This window comes from Pseudomonas sp. MWU13-2105, from assembly GCF_023242315.1.
GTDB lineage: Bacteria > Pseudomonadota > Gammaproteobacteria > Pseudomonadales > Pseudomonadaceae > Aquipseudomonas.
Window position 1 is genome coordinate 113,512 of record NZ_JALLIY010000010.1, and the last position, 19,504, is coordinate 133,015.

The 19,504-nt window shown below is 61.8% G+C and carries 18 protein-coding genes; 14 read left to right on the top strand and 4 right to left on the bottom strand.

Annotated features, from left to right (window positions below; genetic code table 11):
* Positions 1-16 precede the first annotated feature (16 nt).
* Positions 17-904 carry a LysR family transcriptional regulator gene (locus M5B96_RS16235; protein ID WP_248797751.1) on the bottom strand — a complete coding sequence of 296 codons (888 nt, stop codon included), beginning with the start codon at positions 902-904 and terminating at the stop codon, positions 17-19.
* 128 nt (positions 905-1,032) lie between these two features.
* Here M5B96_RS16235 and M5B96_RS16240 point away from each other — a divergent pair, with 128 nt between their 5' ends.
* The 3 genes from M5B96_RS16240 (at position 1,033) to M5B96_RS16250 (ending at position 3,280) form a co-directional block, all read left to right on the top strand.
* Positions 1,033-2,154, top strand: a complete 1,122-nt coding sequence (locus tag M5B96_RS16240; protein WP_248797752.1) for an alkene reductase — start codon at positions 1,033-1,035, stop codon at positions 2,152-2,154.
* An 88-nt stretch (positions 2,155-2,242) separates the two neighbouring features.
* Positions 2,243-2,788, top strand: a complete 546-nt coding sequence (locus M5B96_RS16245) for an ester cyclase (protein ID WP_248797753.1) — start codon at positions 2,243-2,245, stop codon at positions 2,786-2,788.
* Between the two features lie 75 nt (positions 2,789-2,863).
* Positions 2,864-3,280 (top strand): VOC family protein, encoded by a 417-nt coding sequence (locus M5B96_RS16250; RefSeq protein ID WP_248797754.1) that lies wholly within the window; start codon positions 2,864-2,866, stop codon positions 3,278-3,280.
* Between the two features lie 74 nt (positions 3,281-3,354).
* Here the strand turns inward: M5B96_RS16250 and M5B96_RS16255 are convergent, their stop codons facing one another.
* Entirely contained in the window at positions 3,355-3,747 is a 393-nt protein-coding gene (locus tag M5B96_RS16255; RefSeq protein ID WP_248797755.1) for a hypothetical protein, read from the bottom strand.
* Positions 3,748-3,875: 128 nt separating this feature from the next.
* Positions 3,876-4,841: a Dyp-type peroxidase gene (locus M5B96_RS16260; RefSeq protein ID WP_248797756.1), complete on the bottom strand. Its 966-nt coding sequence runs from the start codon at positions 4,839-4,841 to the stop codon at positions 3,876-3,878.
* A gap of 157 nt (positions 4,842-4,998) precedes the next feature.
* On the opposite strand from M5B96_RS16260, the gene M5B96_RS16265 reads away from it, so the two are divergent.
* Positions 4,999-5,199, top strand: a complete 201-nt coding sequence (locus tag M5B96_RS16265; RefSeq protein ID WP_248797757.1) for a hypothetical protein — start codon at positions 4,999-5,001, stop codon at positions 5,197-5,199.
* A gap of 19 nt (positions 5,200-5,218) precedes the next feature.
* On the opposite strand, the gene M5B96_RS16270 is transcribed toward M5B96_RS16265, so the two are convergent.
* Positions 5,219-6,139, bottom strand: coding sequence for a MurR/RpiR family transcriptional regulator (locus tag M5B96_RS16270; RefSeq protein ID WP_248797758.1), 921 nt, complete (start codon positions 6,137-6,139; stop codon positions 5,219-5,221).
* A 281-nt stretch (positions 6,140-6,420) separates the two neighbouring features.
* On the opposite strand from M5B96_RS16270, the gene M5B96_RS16275 reads away from it, so the two are divergent.
* The 10 genes from M5B96_RS16275 (at position 6,421) to M5B96_RS16320 (ending at position 19,490) form a co-directional block, all read left to right on the top strand.
* On the top strand, positions 6,421-8,358 hold the full coding sequence (locus M5B96_RS16275) for a bifunctional 5-dehydro-2-deoxygluconokinase/5-dehydro-2-deoxyphosphogluconate aldolase (RefSeq protein WP_248797759.1): 1,938 nt from the start codon (positions 6,421-6,423) through the stop codon (positions 8,356-8,358).
* A gap of 161 nt (positions 8,359-8,519) precedes the next feature.
* Positions 8,520-9,413, top strand: a complete 894-nt coding sequence (gene iolE, locus M5B96_RS16280; protein WP_248797760.1) for a myo-inosose-2 dehydratase — start codon at positions 8,520-8,522, stop codon at positions 9,411-9,413.
* Positions 9,410-10,219 carry a 5-deoxy-glucuronate isomerase gene (gene iolB / locus M5B96_RS16285; protein WP_248797761.1) on the top strand — a complete coding sequence of 270 codons (810 nt, stop codon included), beginning with the start codon at positions 9,410-9,412 and terminating at the stop codon, positions 10,217-10,219. The genes iolE and iolB overlap by 4 nt, the downstream gene beginning before the upstream one ends.
* Positions 10,220-10,259: 40 nt before the next feature.
* Positions 10,260-11,762: a CoA-acylating methylmalonate-semialdehyde dehydrogenase gene (locus M5B96_RS16290; RefSeq protein WP_248797762.1), complete on the top strand. Its 1,503-nt coding sequence runs from the start codon at positions 10,260-10,262 to the stop codon at positions 11,760-11,762.
* A 35-nt stretch (positions 11,763-11,797) separates the two neighbouring features.
* Positions 11,798-12,628 (top strand): TIM barrel protein, encoded by an 831-nt coding sequence (locus tag M5B96_RS16295; RefSeq protein WP_248797763.1) that lies wholly within the window; start codon positions 11,798-11,800, stop codon positions 12,626-12,628.
* On the top strand, positions 12,625-14,556 hold the full coding sequence (gene iolD, locus M5B96_RS16300; protein ID WP_248797764.1) for a 3D-(3,5/4)-trihydroxycyclohexane-1,2-dione acylhydrolase (decyclizing): 1,932 nt from the start codon (positions 12,625-12,627) through the stop codon (positions 14,554-14,556). Before M5B96_RS16295 ends, iolD begins: the two co-directional genes overlap by 4 nt.
* Positions 14,557-14,598: 42 nt before the next feature.
* Positions 14,599-15,609, top strand: a complete 1,011-nt coding sequence (locus tag M5B96_RS16305; RefSeq protein ID WP_248797765.1) for a Gfo/Idh/MocA family protein — start codon at positions 14,599-14,601, stop codon at positions 15,607-15,609.
* Between the two features lie 226 nt (positions 15,610-15,835).
* Positions 15,836-16,762, top strand: a complete 927-nt coding sequence (locus M5B96_RS16310; protein WP_248797766.1) for a sugar ABC transporter substrate-binding protein — start codon at positions 15,836-15,838, stop codon at positions 16,760-16,762.
* Positions 16,763-16,832: 70 nt separating this feature from the next.
* Positions 16,833-18,401 (top strand): sugar ABC transporter ATP-binding protein, encoded by a 1,569-nt coding sequence (locus M5B96_RS16315; protein WP_248797767.1) that lies wholly within the window; start codon positions 16,833-16,835, stop codon positions 18,399-18,401.
* A 66-nt stretch (positions 18,402-18,467) separates the two neighbouring features.
* Positions 18,468-19,490 carry an ABC transporter permease gene (locus tag M5B96_RS16320; protein ID WP_248797768.1) on the top strand — a complete coding sequence of 341 codons (1,023 nt, stop codon included), beginning with the start codon at positions 18,468-18,470 and terminating at the stop codon, positions 19,488-19,490.
* The last annotated feature ends 14 nt before the right edge of the window (positions 19,491-19,504 follow it).

A 19,504-nucleotide genomic window follows, 5' to 3' on the forward strand; every position in this document is an offset into this window, starting at 1 on the left:
ACTGGTTTTGTCGGTGTCAAAGGGTCGTCAATCGAGCACCGAGCGCATCCAGAAACACCTTCGTCTTGCTCGGTGTAAAACGCCTGGAAGGCAGCAGGGCGTAGATCGGTGCGGATGCACTGTGCCAGTCCCGCAGGATATGCACCAGGCGACCGGCAGCCAGGTCGTCGGCAACGTCGACGCTGGATTTGAGCATGATCCCGTGGCCGCCAATCGCCCAGTCGCGCACCGCATCGCCACTGTTGGCCTGGAGCCGCGAGCGTGGTTGGAGTTCGATCACTTCGTTTCCCGGACCTTCCAGGCGCCAGGGCTGGGAAAGGTCGTCATAGCGTAGACAGCCATGATGCTCCAGATCCTGGATGCGCCCAGGCTCGCCATGGCGTTCGAGATAGGCGGGCGCGGCCACCAGGATCCGCCGATTGTCAGCCAGCTTGCGCAGGATGGCGCTGCTATCCCGAGGTTGGCCGATCCGCACCGCGACATCGATCCGCTCATGGGTCAGGTCGACCAGCCGGTCGTCGAGCCTGAGCTCGATATCCAGCTTCGGATGACGCTCGACCAGCTCGGCCACCAGGGGCACCAGGTGAATCCGTCCGAAAGAAATGGGCGAACTGACCCGGAGCCTGCCGAACGGCTCTTCACCGCCCAGGGTCATGCGTGACTCCGCGGCCTCCAGCTCCTCGAGGATTCGATCGACATGGGCAATCAGGGCCAGCCCTTCATTGGTCGCCGACAGTGTGCGCGTGGTCCGGTTGATCAGCCGCTGTCCCGCGCGGCGTTCCAGTGCCATCAGCCGTTTGCTGACCACTGCCAGTCCTACGCCGAGGTCGCGCGCCGCCGCCGACAGGCTGCCGCAGGCCAGGATCCGCTGGAAGGTACGCAGCTCGTTGAGGTCGTCCAACATACTATCAACCCTTGTTCAATAATCTATCTACCAATAGCCATATTCTAATCTTCAAGGCAAGAGGCAACACTCCATACAGCGGATCAGAAAACCTCTGTTCAACCCCATCCCGTGTTTGGAGCCTTGCCATGACTGCTTATCCAACCTTGTTCACACCGACCCTTGTAGGCCAACAATCTCTGCCTCACCGCGTAGTGATGGCGCCGATGACACGCGCGCGCAGCACCCAGCCGGGTGACATCCCCAATGCGCTGAACGCCCGTTACTATGCACAGCGGGCGTCGGCGGCGCTGATCGTTTCGGAGGCGGCGCAGATCTCGCCGCAAGGCAAGGGCTATTCCTTTACCCCGGGGATTCATAGCCAGGAGCAGGTGGCCGGATGGCGCCTGATCACCGATGCCGTGCATGCCGCGGGCGGACGCATCTTTCTGCAGCTTTGGCATGTCGGTCGGATATCCCATCCCGATTTCCACAACGGTGAGTTGCCGGTGGCACCTTCGGCGGTGCCCTTCGACGGCAAGATCTGGAAAGTGAACCCCGCGACCGGCAAGGGCGAGATGGTCGATTGCCCGACACCGCGTGCACTGGCTAGAGAAGAAATCCATGCGATCGTCAACGACTTCCGCGTCGGCGCGCGCAATGCCATCGCGGCAGGTTTCGACGGCGTCGAGATCCACGGTGCGAACGGCTACCTGGTGGATCAGTTCCTGCGCACCACTGCGAACACCCGTACCGACGAATACGGCGGTTCGCGGGAAAACCGGCTGCGTTTCCTCAAGGAAGTGGTCAATGCGGTCGCGCAGGAGGTGGGGGCCGAGCGCACCGCCATTCGCCTGGCCCCGTTCCTGACCGCACGCGGCATGGACTGCCCGGACATTCTGCCGACCATCCTCGAAGCCGCCTCGTTCCTGCAAACGCTGGGTATTGCCTACCTGCATCTGGTCGAGGCCGATTGGGACGATGCGCCGCAGTTCAGCGAAGCGTTCCGCACCGAGGTCCGGGCGCGCTTCCAGCGGCCGATCATCGTTGCCGGCAAGTACGACCTGGAACGGGCCAACTGGGTGATCGGCAAGGGCTACGCCGACCTGGTCGCCTTTGGCCGTCCGTTCGTTGCCAACCCCGACCTGCCAAGACGTCTGCGGGAACACCTGCCGCTGGCCGAGTTCGCCGGCGACACGCTGTTTGGCGGTGACGAGCGCGGTTACTCGGACTATCCGGCGTGGCCGACGCGTAACGTCGCTACTGCCTGATACCGGCGCAAAAAAACCATGAGAGAGCGCGAGACGATCCGAACAGTCGCCGTCTCGCCTGTTTGCCACCCATCAAGGAATCCTGGCCATGCAACAACCTTCCAACCTGTCCCGTTTCCGCATCGCGGCGGTGTGCTTCACCCTGACACTTTCAGGCGCCGCATCGGCCGCCACCACCGAGCTGGTGAAGCCGGGTGTACTGGTGCTCGACAAGAGCCTTGCGCCCGCGCAACTGGAGAGCATGGAGACCGCCGCTCGACGTTATGACACCTTCTGGAATAGCGGCGACGAAAGCTTCGCCCGTGAAGCGCTGGCGGACAATTTCATCGACAAGACGCCACCGGCTGGGCGCAAGCAGGGACCGGAGGGACCCTTGCTGGCTTCCCGGGCGTTTCGTGGCGCGGTGCCCGACCTTCGTTGCGAAGTCGAGCAAATGATCATTGCCGGCGACCGGGTGGTGGCGCATCTGCACTTTCGCGGGCACTTCACCGGCACCTTTGGTGAAACCAAAGGCCGCGGCCAAAGCGTGGATTTCATCGCCACCGATATCTACCAGATTGAAAACGGCAAGATCAGCGCGAACTGGCATATCGAAGACAACCTGACATTGATGAAGCAGCTTGGCGCGTTATGAACAATATCGCCTGAGGTCGATCACGGGCGCTTCGATGAACCGGGTATTGATCAATCGATCAGCAGGAGATCAACCATGACGATTCAACATCTCGATCACTTCACGCTGCGCACCGCCAAAGTCGACGAGACGGTGGCGTTCTTTCGCGATGCCATCGGGCTCGAAGAGGGTTGGCGTCCCGCGTTCCCATTCCCGGGCAGTTGGCTCTACGCGGCGGGCCGCGCACTGTTGCATATTGCCCAGCTGGAAAGCCGCGGGGCAGAGCTTGACGCCTATCTTGGCGCGCGCGTTGTTGCACAGGGCTCGGGCGCGCTTGATCACGTCGCGTTCCGCTGCAGCGATTTGCCGGGGTATCGGCAACGCCTGCTCGACCTGGGCTTGCCGTTCAACGAGCGCGTCGTACCTGACCTGTTGGAACACCAGCTGTTCGTGGAGGATCCGAATGGCATAAAAGTCGAGCTGATATTTGCCTACTCGCCGAACGCGCGGTGATGAGGCGGGCGCTGCCAGCTGAGCCTGGCAGCGCTGGTGGAGTCATAGTTCATGTCTCGGGTAAAAAATCGACGTTAAGTCAGGGGCGCGGGGGCTGGTGGTGGCACCGATTTTTTATGCCGATCATCGGCATTGGACCAGCCTAACCCGGTGCCAAAGTCGACTTTCTGTTCGCTGAACGAATAACCGATATTCACATCGCCAAAGTAGCCTTCGCCCTGGTAGGCCACGCCGATATTCGGTCGAATGGATTGATTGGAAAATACGTAGTCCACACCCAGGGCTCCTACGCCCCTGTTCTCTTGATTATCTGAAAAAGCCTTGATTCCAACCGCCGGCCCTTCCCCGAATATATAACTGACGCCAATGCCGAAACCCACGTCGTGGGCTTCAGCGCTTATGGAAAAAACCATCAAGGCGGCTAGAGACAGTAGTTTTTTGGGGGACGTGCGTAGTTTTCCTTTCATGATCTCTCCGTGAACTGCTTGGTTTGAGACGTCCTGCGTCGTGATTGGCGTGACGCTTTTCAAACCATAGCAGAGAACTTTTCAGTCGGAGGTCGATGACGGCGCCTGCTTGTGCAGCGCTGTGGGACCTATGGCTTGCGCTCAGCCAGCGCCTCCAGCAGGTCGGCGGAAGGCACGAAGAACAGGCCGCCGGTGACCGCCGTGCTGAAATCGAGCAAGCGGTCATAGTTGCCCGCCGGCCTGCCGATAAACATGTTCTCGAGCATCTGCTCGACGGGGGCGGGGGAGCGCGCATAACCGATGAAATAGGTCCCGAACTCGCCCGCGCCCGGCCGGCCGAAGGGCATGTTGTCGCGCAGTATCTTCACTTCCCGGCCACCCTCGTCGAGGGTGGTCAGGGAGCTGTGGGAACAGCTCGGCTTGAGCGACTCATCGAGTTCGATATCGGACAGCTTGGTGCGGCCGATGATGCGTTCCTGGGTCTCGACGGACAGCTTGTTCCAGGCTGCCATATCGTGCAGGTACTTTTGCACCAGCACATAGCTGCCGTTGGTAAACGCCGGGTCTTCATCGCCGACCATGGTGAAGTCGACCGCCTCGTGCCCGACCGGGTTTTCGGTGCCATCGACAAAACCGACCATGCTGCGCATGTCGAAATAACGAAAACCCTGGACCTCGTCGACGACCACGACTGCATCGCCAAGGCGCGCGAGCAGCTGTGTGGCCAATTCGAAACACAGGTCCATCTGATCGGCGCGGATATGCAGCAGGATATCGCCGGGGGTCGCCGGTGCTCGCCGGCCCTCGACGCCGATCTCACGAAAGGCGTGCAGCGCGGCCGGGCGTGGGCCACCGAACAAGCGGTCCCAGGCGCTGGAACCAAAGCCGCAGACACAGGACAGATTGCCGGCGGGCACACGCTTGCCGACCGAGCGCGTCAGGGCGGCGACATCTTCGCACCAGCCGCGCACCGTCTCGGCCGCCACGTCGCCAGTTGCCAGGGTGGCAACAATGAAAATCGCACTGCTGGTGATGGGGCTGTAGACCGCTTGCGGGTCAGGCTTGCGCTCGGCGGGTGGCGAAAGGGTGGTCATTGGGAGCTCCACAAGCTGCGGGACACATTTGAATGACTGGAAAATAGCAGATTGCGCCGCCGAGGCTACAATCGAGTGAAGAGAGCGCGCAGATGCAGTGGAGAAAACCCAGGCGTAGCCGATACACTGCTGTCCTGATTTCTTGAGTGCGTTTGCGATGACCCTCACCGACGCTGTTCTCATTCTGCTGCTGGCGGCCCGTATCCATGGCACCGACGATGCCGTGCGGGCCTCGGCCAAGAGCTGTGTGAAGAAATTGCCCCGCGGTAAACGCGAGCTGATCTACAACGTGATCAACAGCCGCAGCCCGATGGACATGGTGGCATTGATGGCCGAGAACCTGCAGTTGGACGACTAGTGTCCAGGTCGTCAGTGGGTCAGTCTTCGAAGCTGACCTGCTCGTGAATCCCGTCCACCTTCAATTCCAGTCGATAGGCCACGGCGATAAACAGCGCCTGGCACAGGCACAGGCTCGCACTCAAGGAACGAAAGGCGAACGAGCTGCCCTCATTGACCAGCAGCGCCGTGCTGGCGCGCTTGACCAGTGGCGACAGGTTGCTGTCGGTGATGGTCAGGGTTTTCGCCTGGTGCAATTGCGCGATCCGCAGGCACTGCTGGGTTTCCTTGGCGTACGGCGAGAAGCTGATGGCAATCACCAGGTCGTTGGCGCGCACGCTGCGCATCTGCTCGCGATAACTGCCGCCCAGGCCCGAAACCAGGTGAATGCGCTTGTTGGTGTGCTGCAGGTTGTAGACCAGGTAATCGGCCACCGCGAATGAACGGCGCACTCCCACCACATAAATATTATCGGCATTCACCACCAGGTCCACGGCGGCGTCGAACGCCTGGTCGTCCAGTTCCAGGCCCAGGCGTTCAATACCCGACAGGGTGGCATTGATGCATTCGCGCGCCAGGTCGGCGGCGCTGGCTTTCTGCGTCTTGTTGTCGATCAGGCTACGAATCCGCTGCTGGTAGTTCTGCGCCGGCGTGGTCTTGTGGGTATACGCCTGGCGAAACAATGCCTGCATCTCACTGAAACCGCTGAAGCCGAAGCGCTGGGAAAAACGCACGATGGCCGAGGGGTGCACTTCGCATTCCTGGGCGATATCGCTGATGCGGTCGACCATGATCCGGTCGCTTTGCTGGCTCATATAGGTGGCGATGCGCTTGAGCTGGCGCGGCAGGCTTTCGTATTCCTCGGTGATCAGCTGCAGCAGACGCTCGGCATTGATCGGAGGGCTGGCAATATCGCCCTCGGGTGCGCTTTCGGTCATGGCCGGCTGATCGGTGCGGGACATAGGAAATCCTTCTGGTTGGTACTTGTGGCTGGGTAGCTGCGCCTAGTCTACAGGGGCGACGCCAATAAAATCTTGAGTGCGGAGTCAGGTGGAGCGATGCTGAATCGATCCACCACGATGGGTTCCGTCTCACTCAAGTGTAATGGAAAATATATTCCATATAAAAAATAATAGAAAATATATTGAATGTCCCCGCGAGACGTTCTAGTCTGGCCCCACACCAAAAGTGTTCGTGCCTCCATCGCGGCGAACGCAGGCTGATAAAAATAACAGGAGCCAGCATGGGCCAGACTCGTTTTGCCAGTGGGCGTCAATTGGATCTGATCTGCCTCGGGCGCCTTGGCGTCGACCTCTATGCGCAGCAAGTCGGGGCGCGGCTGGAGGATGTCTCGAGCTTTGCCAAATACCTCGGAGGATCCTCCGCCAACATTGCCTTCGGCACGGCCCGCCTGGGGCTGAAGTCGGCGATGTTGAGTCGGGTAGGGGACGACCATATGGGGCGTTTCCTGGTTGAGTCCCTGGCCCGCGAAGGCTGCGACACGCAAGGTATCAAGGTCGATCCGGAACGTCTTACCGCGATGGTGCTGCTCGGTCTCAAGGACCGCGAAACCTTCCCCCTGGTGTTCTACCGCGAGAACTGCGCCGACATGGCCCTGCGCGCCGAAGACATCCGCGAGGACTTCGTCGCCTCGAGCAAGGCCTTGCTGATCACCGGCACCCATTTCTCCACCGCCGGGGTCTACAAGGCCAGTATCCAGGCTCTGGACTACGCGGAAAAACACAACGTCCAGCGCGTGCTCGATATCGATTACCGCCCGGTACTCTGGGGGCTGACCGGCAAGGCCGATGGCGAAACCCGGTTTGTCGCCGACCAGCAGGTCAGCCAGCATGTGCAAAGCATCCTTCCACGTTTCGACCTGATCGTGGGCACTGAAGAAGAATTCCTGATCGCCGGCGGCAGCCAGGATCTGCTCACGGCGCTGCGCACCGTGCGCGGGCTGAGCGCCGCGACCCTGGTGGTCAAGCTCGGCGCGCAAGGCTGCACGGTGATTCACGGGCCGATTCCGGCGCGCCTCGAGGACGGTGCGATTTACCCAGGGGTACGGGTCGAAGTGCTCAACGTGCTGGGCGCCGGCGATGCCTTTATGTCGGGCTTCCTCTGCGGTTGGCTGGAGGAGGCCAGCGATGAGCGCTGCTGCCAACTGGCCAATGCCTGTGGCGGCCTGGTGGTGTCGCGGCATGCCTGTGCCCCGGCGATGCCGACCCGCGCCGAACTCGATTACCTGTTCAACAGCCCGCTGCCGATCACCCGGCCCGACCAGGACCTGACCCTGCAACGCCTGCATCAGGTCAGTGTGCCGCGCAAAGCCTGGCGGCAATTGTTCATCTTCGCCTTCGACCATCGTGGGCAACTGGTGGAACTGGCCCATAAGGGCGGTCGCGATCTCAATAGCATCGGCGAACTCAAGCTGCTGTTCATCAAGGCCGTCGAGCGGGTCGAGGCCGATCTGCGTCAACAGGGCATCGAGGCGGATGTCGGCCTGCTGGCCGACCAGCGCTTTGGCCAGGATGCCTTGAATGCCGCCACCGGTCGCGGCTGGTGGGTCGCGCGGCCGGTGGAAGTCCAGGGCTCACGGCCTTTGGCCTTCGAGCAGGGCCGCTCCATCGGCAGCAACCTGATTGCCTGGCCGCAGGAGCAGATCATCAAGTGCCTGGTGCAATTCCACCCGGATGACGAGCCCATGCTGCGTCTGGAACAGGAAGCGCAGATCAAGGCCCTGTACCAGGCTTCGCAGGTCAGCGGGCATGAATTGCTGCTGGAAATCATCCCGCCCAAGGATCATCCCTCGACCTATCCCGATGTACTGTATCGCGCCCTCAAACGCCTCTACAACCTGGATATCTACCCGGCCTGGTGGAAGATCGAAGCGCAAAGCGCCGCCGAATGGGAACAACTCGACGCGCTGATTCAAGAGCGCGATCCGTATTGCCGGGGCGTGGTGCTGCTGGGCCTGAATGCGCCGGCCGCGACCCTGGCACAAGGCTTCCAGCAGGCCAGCCGGAGCCGGACCTGCCGCGGTTTTGCCGTCGGCCGGACGATTTTCCAGGAGCCGAGCCGGGCCTGGATGGCCGGTGAAATCGATGACGAAGCGTTGATCCGGCAAGTGCAGGCGACCTTCGTCGGCCTGATCGACGCCTGGCGTGCGGCGCGCGGCTGAGCAGAGTATCTGATTGATGCACTTAAGCCTGAACACCTACCTTGTGGGAGCCGGATTTATCCGCGAAGAGGCCCCTGAGGTCGCCAAAAGCTTCGCGGGTAAGCACCGCTCCCACAGGTGAACGGTTGAATATTTTAGAGAAAACAATAAAAGGTGCAGCCATGCCCGCTATCCGAATTGGCATCAACCCGATCTCCTGGAGTAACGACGACCTGCCTTCCCTGGGCGGCGAGACACCGCTGAGCACCGCCCTGAGCGAGGGCAAGGCCATCGGCTACGAAGGCTTCGAGCTCAACGGCAAATTTCCCAAGGACGCCAAGGGCGTCGGCGATGTGCTGCGGCCTTACGACCTGGCCCTGGTTTCCGGCTGGTACTCCAGCCGCCTGGCCCGGCGCACGGCGGCCGAGGAAATCGATGCCATCGCCAGCCATGTCCAATTGCTCGCGCAGAACGGCGCCAAGGTGCTGGTCTACGGCGAAGTCGCCGACTCCATTCAAGGCCAGCGCATCGCGCTGGTGGAGCGCCCGCGTTTCCACAGCGAGCAGGCCTGGCAGGAATACGCCGACAAACTCACCGAGCTGGCGCGCTTCACCTTGTCCCGGGGGGTACGCCTGGCCTATCACCATCATATGGGTGCCTACGTCGAATCGCCGGCCGACATCGATAAACTGATGGCGCTGACCGGCAGCGAAGTCGGCCTGCTGTTCGATTCGGGCCATTGCTACATGGGCGGTGGCGAGCCGCTCGAGGTCTTGCGCAAACACATCGGGCGGATCTGCCACGTGCACTTCAAGGACGTGCGCAAGCCGGTGGTGCAGCTGGCGCGCAACAACCTCTGGAGCTTCCCGGACTGCATCGTCAACGGCACTTTTACCGTGCCCGGCGACGGCGATATCGATTTTGCCGCGTTGTTGGATGTATTGCTGGCCGCCGATTATCACGGCTGGCTGGTGGTCGAGGCCGAGCAGGACCCGGCCGTTGCGCCGAGCTATATCTACGCCAAGAAGGGCTTCGACACCCTGCGTGGGTTGCTCGATCGGAGGAGCGGACAATGAGCCTGCTGGTCAAGAGTCACGCCAAGGGCCGGACCCTGGTCGAGTTGCCGGCCGGCAGCCTGGAGTATGTCGGCTTTGCCGCCTACCGCCTGAGCCTGGGTGAAAACCTGCCGCTCAGCGCCGGTGACCAGGAACTGTGCCTGGTGCTGCTCGGCGGTCGGGTCAGCATCAAGGGCGAAGCGCCGGGGCAGGGCGCCTTCGACTGGGACAATATCGGCGATCGCCAGTCGGTGTTCGAAGACAAATCGCCCTATGCCGTCTACCTGCCACCCGGCAGCCAGGCCCAGGTGGTGGCCTTGAGCGATGTGCAGATCGCCGTGTGTGCCGCGCCCGGCTCACCGGCGGCGGGTCATGGCCCACGGCTGATCACCCCGCAAAGCATGAAGCGCAGCGTGCGCGGCAAAGGCGCCAACACGCGTTATGTCTGCGACATCCTGCCGGACACCGAGCCCGCGCACTCGCTGCTGGTAGTGGAGGTTCGCACGCCGTCCGGGCATTCGTCGAGCTACCCGCCGCACAAGCACGACACCGATGATTTGCCGCACCAGAGTTTTCTCGAAGAGACCTACTACCACCAGGTCAACCCGCCCCAGGGCTTTGTCTTCCAGCGTGTCTACACCGATGACCGTTCCATCGACCAGGCCATGGCCGTGGAAAACAGCGACCTGGTAGTGGTGCCCAAGGGTTATCACCCGGTCTGTGTGCCTTACGGCTACGAGTCGTATTACCTGAACGTGATGGCCGGACCCAAGCGCGTCTGGCAATTCCATAACGACCCGCGGCACAGCTGGTTGCTGGACCTGTAGGTCCGGCGCGATTTCAACTTTCCGATGGAGAACAAGAACAATGAGTCAGGCTCCGGTTTTAGGTCACTACATCAACGGCCAGGTGCGCGACAGCGACGGCGAGCGTTTCAGCAATGTCTTCAACCCGGCCACCGGCAGCGTGCAGGCACGGGTCGCGCTGGCCAGCCGGCAGACCGTCGATGACGCCGTCGCCAGTGCCTTGAAAGCCTTCCCGACCTGGTCCGAGCAGTCGTCGCTGCGGCGCTCGCGGGTGATGTTCAAGTTCAAGGAATTGCTCGATAAACACCATGATGAGCTCGCCGAAATCATCTGCCGGGAACATGGCAAGGTATTTTCCGATGCCAAGGGCGAGGTCACCCGCGGTATCGAGATCGTCGAATACGCCTGCGGCGCGCCGAACCTGCTGAAAACCGATTTCAGCGACAATATCGGCGGCGGCATCGACAACTGGAACCTGCGCCAGCCCCTGGGCGTCTGCGCCGGGGTCACGCCGTTCAATTTTCCGGTGATGGTGCCGCTGTGGATGATCCCGCTGGCGTTGGTCACTGGTAACTGCTTTATCCTCAAGCCGTCCGAGCGCGACCCGTCGGCCAGTCTGTTGATGGCTCGCCTGTTGACCGAGGCCGGCCTGCCGGACGGCGTGTTCAACGTGGTGCAGGGCGACAAGCTGGCGGTCGATGCCTTGCTCCAGCACCCGGACATCGAGGCCATTTCCTTTGTCGGCTCGACGCCGATTGCCGAATACATCCATCAGCAGGCCAGCGCGCGTGGTAAGCGGGTCCAGGCCCTGGGCGGGGCGAAGAACCATATGATCGTCATGCCCGACGCCGATCTCGACCAGGCCGCCGATGCCTTGATCGGCGCCGCCTACGGCTCGGCCGGTGAACGTTGCATGGCGATCTCGATTGCCGTGGCGGTGGGCGATGTCGGCGACCGGCTGATCGAGCGGCTGCTGCCGCGCATCGACCAACTGAAGATCGGCGATGGCATGCAACGCGACAGTGACATGGGGCCGCTGGTGACCGCCGAACACAAGGCCAAGGTCGAAGGCTTCATCGGCGAGGGTGTGGCCCAGGGCGCGCGGCTGATTGTCGACGGTCGTGGTTTCAAGGTGCCGGGGGCGGAAAACGGCTTCTTTGTCGGGGCCACGCTGTTCGACAACGTCAGCCCCGAGATGAGCATCTACCAGCAGGAAATCTTCGGCCCGGTGCTGGGGATTGTACGGGTGGCCGATTTCGCCAGTGCCGTGGCGTTGATCAATGCCCACGAGTTCGGCAACGGCGTGTCCTGTTTCACCAGCGACGGCGGGATCGCCCGTTCCTTTGCCCGCAGTATCAAGGTCGGCATGGTCGGCATCAATGTGCCGATCCCGGTGCCCATGGCCTGGCACTCGTTCGGCGGCTGGAAGCGCTCCTTGTTCGGCGATCACCATGCCTACGGCGACGAAGGCCTGCGTTTCTACAGCCGTTACAAGAGCGTGATGCAGCGCTGGCCGGACAGCATTGCCAAGGGCCCTGAGTTCAGCATGCCCACCGCCAAGTAGGCGATCTTCATCTTTGTCCGCGGAGAACAAGAATAATGAACCAGCCCCTGCGTTTCGCCCTGAACCGTATGGTTGCCCCACGTTTGTCGCTGCCGCAATTCATTGAACTGGCGGTGGCCCTGAAGGCCGATGCCATCGAGATCCGCAACGATCTCATGGGTGTCGAGATCGAAGACGGCACCCCGGCCGTGCGGGTCCGCGAGCTGTGTGCGGCCCACGGCATCAAGGTGCTGTCGATCAACGCGCTGTATCCCTTTGATGTCTGGAACGCCGAGCGCCGCGCGCAGACCCTGGCGCTGGCCGCCTATGCCCGTGACTGTGGGGCGCAGGGGCTGGTGATGTGCCCGTTCAACGATCGCGACGATCCGCGCTCGGAAGCGCAACGCAACGCCGGGTTGCGCACGGCCCTGAGCGAGCTGGCGCCGATTCTGCGCGAGTATGGGATTCTCGGTTTTATCGAGCCGCTGGGTTTCGCGGAGTGCGCGCTGCGGCGCAAGCGCACGGCGGTGGAGGCGATCAAGGCGATCGGCGGGCTGGATGTGTTCCGCCTGGTGCATGACACCTTTCATCATCACCTGGCCGACGAACAGGAGTTCTTCCCCGAACTGACCGGCCTGGTGCACATCTCCGGGGTCGAAGACGGGAAAGCGCCGTTGGCGACCATCCGTGACGGCCACCGGGTTCTGGTGGGCGAGGCCGATATTCTCGGCAATGCGGCACAGATCGAGGCCCTGCTCAGCAGCGGCTACAGCGGCTATTTGTCGTTCGAGCCGTTTGCCGAAAGCGTGCATGGGCGGGCGGACATCCAACAGGCGCTGGGCGCGAGCATGGCCCATCTGCAACAGGTATTGGCGGTGCAAGCATGAGCACTACACGACTGACCATGGCCCAGGCGCTGGTGAAATTCCTCGACAACCAGTACGTCGAGGTCGATGGGGTACAGAGCAAGTTCGTCGCCGGGGTCTTCACCATCTTCGGCCACGGCAATGTGCTCGGTCTTGGCCAGGCGCTGGAACAGGACAGCGGCGACCTGGTGGTCCACCAGGGCCGTAACGAGCAGGGCATGGCCCATGCGGCCATCGGCTTTGCCAAGCAGCACCTGCGGCGGAAAATCTACGCCTGCACCTCATCGGTCGGCCCCGGTGCGGCGAATATGCTCACCGCTGCCGCGACGGCGACCGCCAACCGCATTCCCTTGCTGCTGTTGCCCGGCGACGTCTACGCCAGCCGCCAGCCGGACCCGGTGCTGCAACAGATCGAGCAGTTCCACGACCTGAGCATCAGCACCAACGATGCCTTCAAGGCCGTCAGCAAGTACTGGGACCGCATCAACCGTCCGGAGCAGTTGATGAGCGCGGCGATCCACGCCATGCGGGTGCTTACCGATCCGGCGGAAACCGGCGCGGTGACCCTGGCGCTGCCGCAGGATGTCCAGGCCGAAGCCTATGACTATCCCGATTATTTCCTGCAAAAGCGCGTACACCGCATCGACCGCCGTCCGGTCACCGCGGCCATGCTCGACGACGCCATGGCGCTGCTCAAGGGCAAGCGCAAACCTTTGATCATCTGTGGCGGCGGGGTCCGTTACTCCGGGGCGAATGCGGCGTTGCAGGCGTTTGCCGAACGTTTCGACATCCCCTTCGCCGAGACCCAGGCCGGCAAGAGCGCGGTGGTCTCCAGCCATCCGCTGAACGTCGGCGGCATCGGTGAAACCGGCTGCCTGGCGGCCAACCTGCTGGCCAAGGAAGCCGACCTGATCATCGGCATCGGTACCCGCTACTCGGACTTCACCACCGCGTCGAAATGGCTGTTCCAGCATCCCGAGGTGCAGTTCCTCAATCTCAATATCAGCCCCTGCGATGCGCTGAAACTCGATGGCGTGCAGGTGCTGGCCGATGCCCGGTCCGCGTTGCAGGCGCTGTCCGCGGCGCTGGGCGAGTACCGCGCCGGTTGGGCCGGGCAAATAAGCCAGGCCAAGGCCCGGCTGGACGAGGAGGTCGACCGGGTCTATCGGGTCGAGTACCAGGCCAAGGATTTCGTTCCGGAAATCAACGACCACATGGACCCGGCGGTGCTGCGCGAATTTATCGAACTGACCGGTTCCTGCCTGACCCAGAGCCGGGTGCTTGGGGTGTTGAATGAAACCCTGGCCGATGACGCGGTGATCGTCGCGGCGGCCGGCAGTCTGCCCGGCGACCTGCAACGCAGCTGGCGCAGCAAGGGCGTGAACACCTACCACGTCGAGTACGGCTATTCCTGCATGGGCTACGAGGTCAATGCGGCCCTTGGGGTGAAGCTTGCCGAGCCGGCGCGCGAGGTCTATGCGCTGGTCGGCGACGGCTCCTACATGATGCTGCATTCGGAGCTGGTCACCTCGATCCAGGAACGGCGCAAGATCAACGTGATCCTGCTCGACAACATGACCTTTGGCTGCATCAACAACCTGCAGATGGGAAACGGTATGGGTAGCTTCGGCACCGAGTTCCGCTTCCGTGATCCGGCCAGCGGCAAGCTCGACGGCGATTTTATCCCGGTGGACTTCGCCATGAGTGCCGCGGCCTACGGCTGCAAGACCTACAAGGTCAACACGATCGAGCAGTTGCAGGCAGCCCTGGTCGATGCGCGGTTGCAGACGGTGTCGACGCTGATCGATATCAAGGTCCTGCCCAAGACCATGATTCACAACTACCTGTCGTGGTGGCGGGTCGGCGTGGCGCAAGTCTCCACCAGCGCGCGCACCGATGCCGTGGCCAAGACCCTCAATGAACGACTGGCCAAGGCGCGTCAATACTGACCCCTTGCACCGAACAACACGCACGCCAACAGGAGTTTTCCCATGTCTTTAAAGCTAGGTGTCATCGGCACCGGTGCCATCGGTCAGGATCACATTCGTCGTTGCAGCAAGACCCTGCTCAACAGCCAGGTGGTGGCGGTGACCGACATCAACCTGCAACAGGCGGCCAAGGTGGTCGCCGACCTGCAACTGACCGCCGAGGTCTACCCGGACGGTCACGCGCTGATCAAGGCGCCTGAAGTCGAAGCGCTCCTGGTCACGTCCTGGGGCCCGAGCCATGAGGAGTTTGTGCTGGCGGCGATTGCGGCCGGCAAGCCGGTGTTCTGCGAGAAGCCGCTGGCGGTCACCGCCGAGGGCTGCCGCAAGATCGTCGCTGCCGAAGTGGCCCACGGCAAGCGCCTGGTACAGGTCGGTTTCATGCGTCCTTATGATGAAGGTTACCGGGCCCTCAAGGCGGTGATCGACAGCGGCCAGATTGGCGAGCCGTTGATGCTGCATTGCGCCCATCGCAACCCGAGCGTGGGCGAGAACTACAAGACCGACATGGCCATCACCGACACCCTGATCCATGAATTGGACGTGTTGCGCTGGCTGCTGGCCGACGACTATGTGTCTGTGCAGGTGGTGTTCCCGCGCAAGACCAGCAAGGCTCATGCCCATCTGAAGGATCCGCAGATCGTCCTGCTGGAAACCGCCCGGGGCACACGCATCGACGTCGAGGTCTTCGTCAACTGCCAGTACGGTTATGACATCCAGTGCGAAGTGGTTGGTGAAACCGGCATCGCCAAGTTGCCGGAACCTTCACAAGTGCAGTTGCGCAGCGGCGCCAAGTTGTCCAACGCGATCCTGATGGATTGGAAAGACCGCTTTATCGCCGCCTATGACGTTGAGTTGCAGGCGTTTATCGACGGCGTGCGTGTCGGCCAGGTTGGTGGCCCGTCGGCGTGGGATGGCCTGGCGGCGGCGGTGGCGGCGGATGCCTGTATCGAAGCCCAGGGTAGTGGGGCGATTGTCCGCATCGCGCTGCCGGAACGTCCGTACTTCTATGGCTAAGGCAACGAATCGAACCGGATGATGCTCGAACGCGTCACCCGCGAGCTTTGCCGATAAGGCTGAAAACTGAAAAAGAAAATAATTTTCTAAAACAGATTGATATGGAAATTATTTTCCAATAAAGTCGATTTCAGGTTGTCGATGGCTGACGATCCTTTGCTTGCCGGTCACTGAAAGAGTCACGTTTGATCCATAAAACCAACAAGAATGTGGAGAAAGACTTTTCATGAAAACCAAGATCCGCTTTACCTCCCTTGCCCTGTCCCTGATGCTCGCCAGCGGTGCCGCCTTCGCCGACATGAAGATCGGCGTGAGCATGTCGCAGTTCGATGACACCTGGCTGACCTACCTGCGTGAATCCATGGACCAGAAAGCCAAGTCCATGCCCGACGGGGTGAAACTGCAGTTCGAAGACGCCCGCGGCGACGTGGTCAAGCAACTGAGCCAGGTGGAGAGCTTTGTCAGCCAGAAAGTCGACGCCATCATCGTCAATCCGGTGGACACCGCCGCGACCAGGAAAATCACCGATGCGGCAGTCAAGGCCGGGATTCCCCTGGTCTATGTCAACCGCCGGCCGGATGACCTGAACCTGCCCAAGGGGGTGACCACCGTCGCGTCCAATGACCTCGAGGCCGGGCAGATGCAGATGCAGTACCTCGCCGAGAAAATGAACGGCAAGGGCGATATCGTGATCCTCCTCGGCGACCTCGCCAACAACTCCACCACCAATCGCACCAAGGGCGTCAAGGAGGTCCTGGCCAAGTACCCGGGCATCAAGATCGAGCAGGAGCAGACTGGCACCTGGTTGCGCGACAAGGGCATGACCCTGGTCAACGACTGGCTGACCCAGGGCCGCAAATTCGATGCCGTGGTCGCCAACAACGACGAGATGGCCATCGGCGCGTCCATGGCGCTGGAGCAGGCCGGGGTGAAAAAGGGTAGTGTGCTGATTGCCGGTGTCGACGGTACCCCCGATGGCCTGCGCGCGGTGAAAAAAGGCGATATGGCGGTTTCGGTGTTCCAGGATGCCAAGGGCCAGGCGGTCGGTTCCCTCGATGCCGCGGTGAAGATGGCCAAGCACGAACCGGTCGAGCAGGCGGTGTGGGTGCCGTATCGCCTGATCACCCCGGAAAACGTTGCTCAGTTCAAATAGTCAGTCCGTTCAATAACAACAATAAGCAAGCAAGGTCGCACTGTTCGCCTTGCTGATGGAGTATCTGATCATGTTCGCTTCAGCGACTGCTTCGAGCAACCCGCTGGTGGGTATCCAGCCAGCCGCCATACCTGTCGATGAGCCGTACCTGCTGGAGATTGTCAACGTCAGCAAGGGGTTTCCCGGAGTCGTGGCCCTGTCCAATGTACAACTGCGGGTGCGCCCGGGGTCGGTGCTGGCCCTGATGGGCGAGAACGGCGCCGGCAAATCCACCCTGATGAAAATCATCGCCGGCATCTACCAGCCGGACGCCGGTGAGCTGCGTCTGCGCGGCAAACCGGTGATCTTCGACACGCCGCTGGCCGCCTTGCAGTCCGGGATCGCGATGATCCATCAGGAACTCAACCTGATGCCGCACATGAGTGTCGCCGAGAACATCTGGATCGGCCGCGAGCAGCTCAACGGCTTCCGTATGATCGACCACCGGGAAATGCATCGTTGCACGGCAAGACTGCTGGAACGGCTGCGCATTGACCTCGACCCGGAGGAGCACGTCGGTAACCTGAGCATCGCCGAACGGCAGATGGTCGAAATCGCCAAGGCGGTGTCCTACGACTCCGACATCCTGATCATGGATGAACCGACCTCGGCCATCACCGACAAGGAAGTCGCCCACCTGTTCTCGATCATTGCCGACCTCAAGTCCCAGGGTAAGGGCATCATCTATATCACCCACAAAATGAACGAAGTGTTCGCCATCGCCGATGAAGTGGCGGTGTTCCGCGACGGTGCCTATATCGGCCTGCAGCGGGCCGACAGCATGGACGGCGACAGCCTGATCTCGATGATGGTCGGGCGTGAACTGAGCCAGTTGTTCCCGGTGCGCGAAAAGCCGATCGGCGATCTGCTGCTGTCGGTCCGCGACCTGCGCCTGGAGGGTATCTTCAAGGGCGTTTCGTTCGACCTGCATGCCGGCGAAATCCTCGGTATCGCCGGGTTGATGGGCTCGGGCAGGACCAACGTCGCCGAAACGCTGTTCGGCATCACCCCGAGCGATGGCGGGGAAATCCGCCTCGATGGTCAGCCGCTACGGATCAGCGACCCGCACCTGGCCATCGAGAAGGGCTTTGCCCTGCTCACCGAGGACCGCAAGCTCAGTGGCCTGTTCCCGTGCCTGTCGGTCATGGAAAACATGGAAATGGCCGTGCTGCCGCACTATGTCGGCGGCAACGGGTTCATCCAGCAGAAAGCCTTGCGCGCCCTGTGCGAAGACATGTGCAAGAAGCTGCGGGTGAAAACCCCGTCCCTGGAACAGTGCATCGACACCTTGTCCGGTGGCAACCAGCAGAAGGCCTTGCTCGCCCGGTGGCTGATGACCAACCCGCGGATTCTGATTCTCGACGAGCCGACCCGTGGCATCGATGTCGGCGCCAAGGCCGAGATCTACCGGCTGATCGCCTACCTTGCCAGCGAAGGCATGGCGGTGATCATGATTTCCTCGGAGCTGCCGGAAGTACTGGGCATGAGCGACCGGGTGATGGTCATGCACGAAGGTGACCTGATGGGCACCCTCGACCGTGGCGAGGCGACCCAGGAACGGGTCATGCAGTTGGCCTCCGGGATGACCGCGGTTCACTAGATGTTCAACGAACAGGGGCCGGCGGCGGCAGTCCGCGTCGGTAACGCGATAGAAGGGTGAGTGGTTATGAACGTGATACTGGAAAACAAGCCGGCAACGGTGTCGGTCAAGAGTCGCCGGCGCCTGCCCACCGAACTGAGCATCTTCCTGGTGCTGATCGGCATTGGCCTGGTCTTCGAGCTGTTCGGCTGGATCGTGCGCGACCAGAGTTTCCTGCTGAACTCCCAGCGGCTGGTGCTGATGATCCTGCAGGTGTCGATCATCGGCTTGCTGGCGATTGGCGTCACCCAGGTCATTATCACCACCGGTATTGACCTGTCATCGGGATCGGTTCTGGCGCTTTCGGCAATGATCGCCGCGAGCCTGGCGCAAACCTCGGACTTCGCCCGGGCGGTGTTTCCGTCGCTGACCGACCTGCCGGTGTGGATCCCGGTGATTGTCGGGCTCGGGGTGGGACTGCTGGCGGGGGCGATCAACGGCAGCATCATTGCCATCACCGGGATCCCACCGTTCATTGCCACCCTGGGCATGATGGTCTCGGCCCGTGGCCTGGCGCGTTACTACACCGAAGGCCAGCCGGTGAGCATGCTCTCGGATTCCTATACGGCTATCGGCCACGGCGCGATGCCGGTGATCATTTTCCTGGTGGTGGCGGTGATCTTCCATATCGCCCTGCGTTACACCAAGTACGGCAAGTACACCTATGCCATCGGCGGCAATATGCAGGCGGCGCGCACCTCCGGGATCAACGTCAAGCGCCATCTGGTGATCGTCTATAGCATCGCCGGGCTGTTGTCGGGACTGGCCGGGGTGGTCGCGTCGGCCCGTGCCGCCACCGGGCAGGCGGGCATGGGCATGTCCTACGAACTGGATGCGATTGCCGCCGCGGTGATCGGCGGTACCAGCCTGGCCGGTGGGGTGGGGCGCATTACCGGCACGGTGATCGGCGCATTGATCCTCGGGGTCATGGCCAGCGGCTTCACCTTTGTCGGGGTCGATGCCTATATCCAGGACATCATCAAGGGGCTGATCATCGTGATCGCGGTGGTCATCGACCAATACCGCAACAAGCGCAAGCTCAAACGCTGAGTGTGCCATAGACG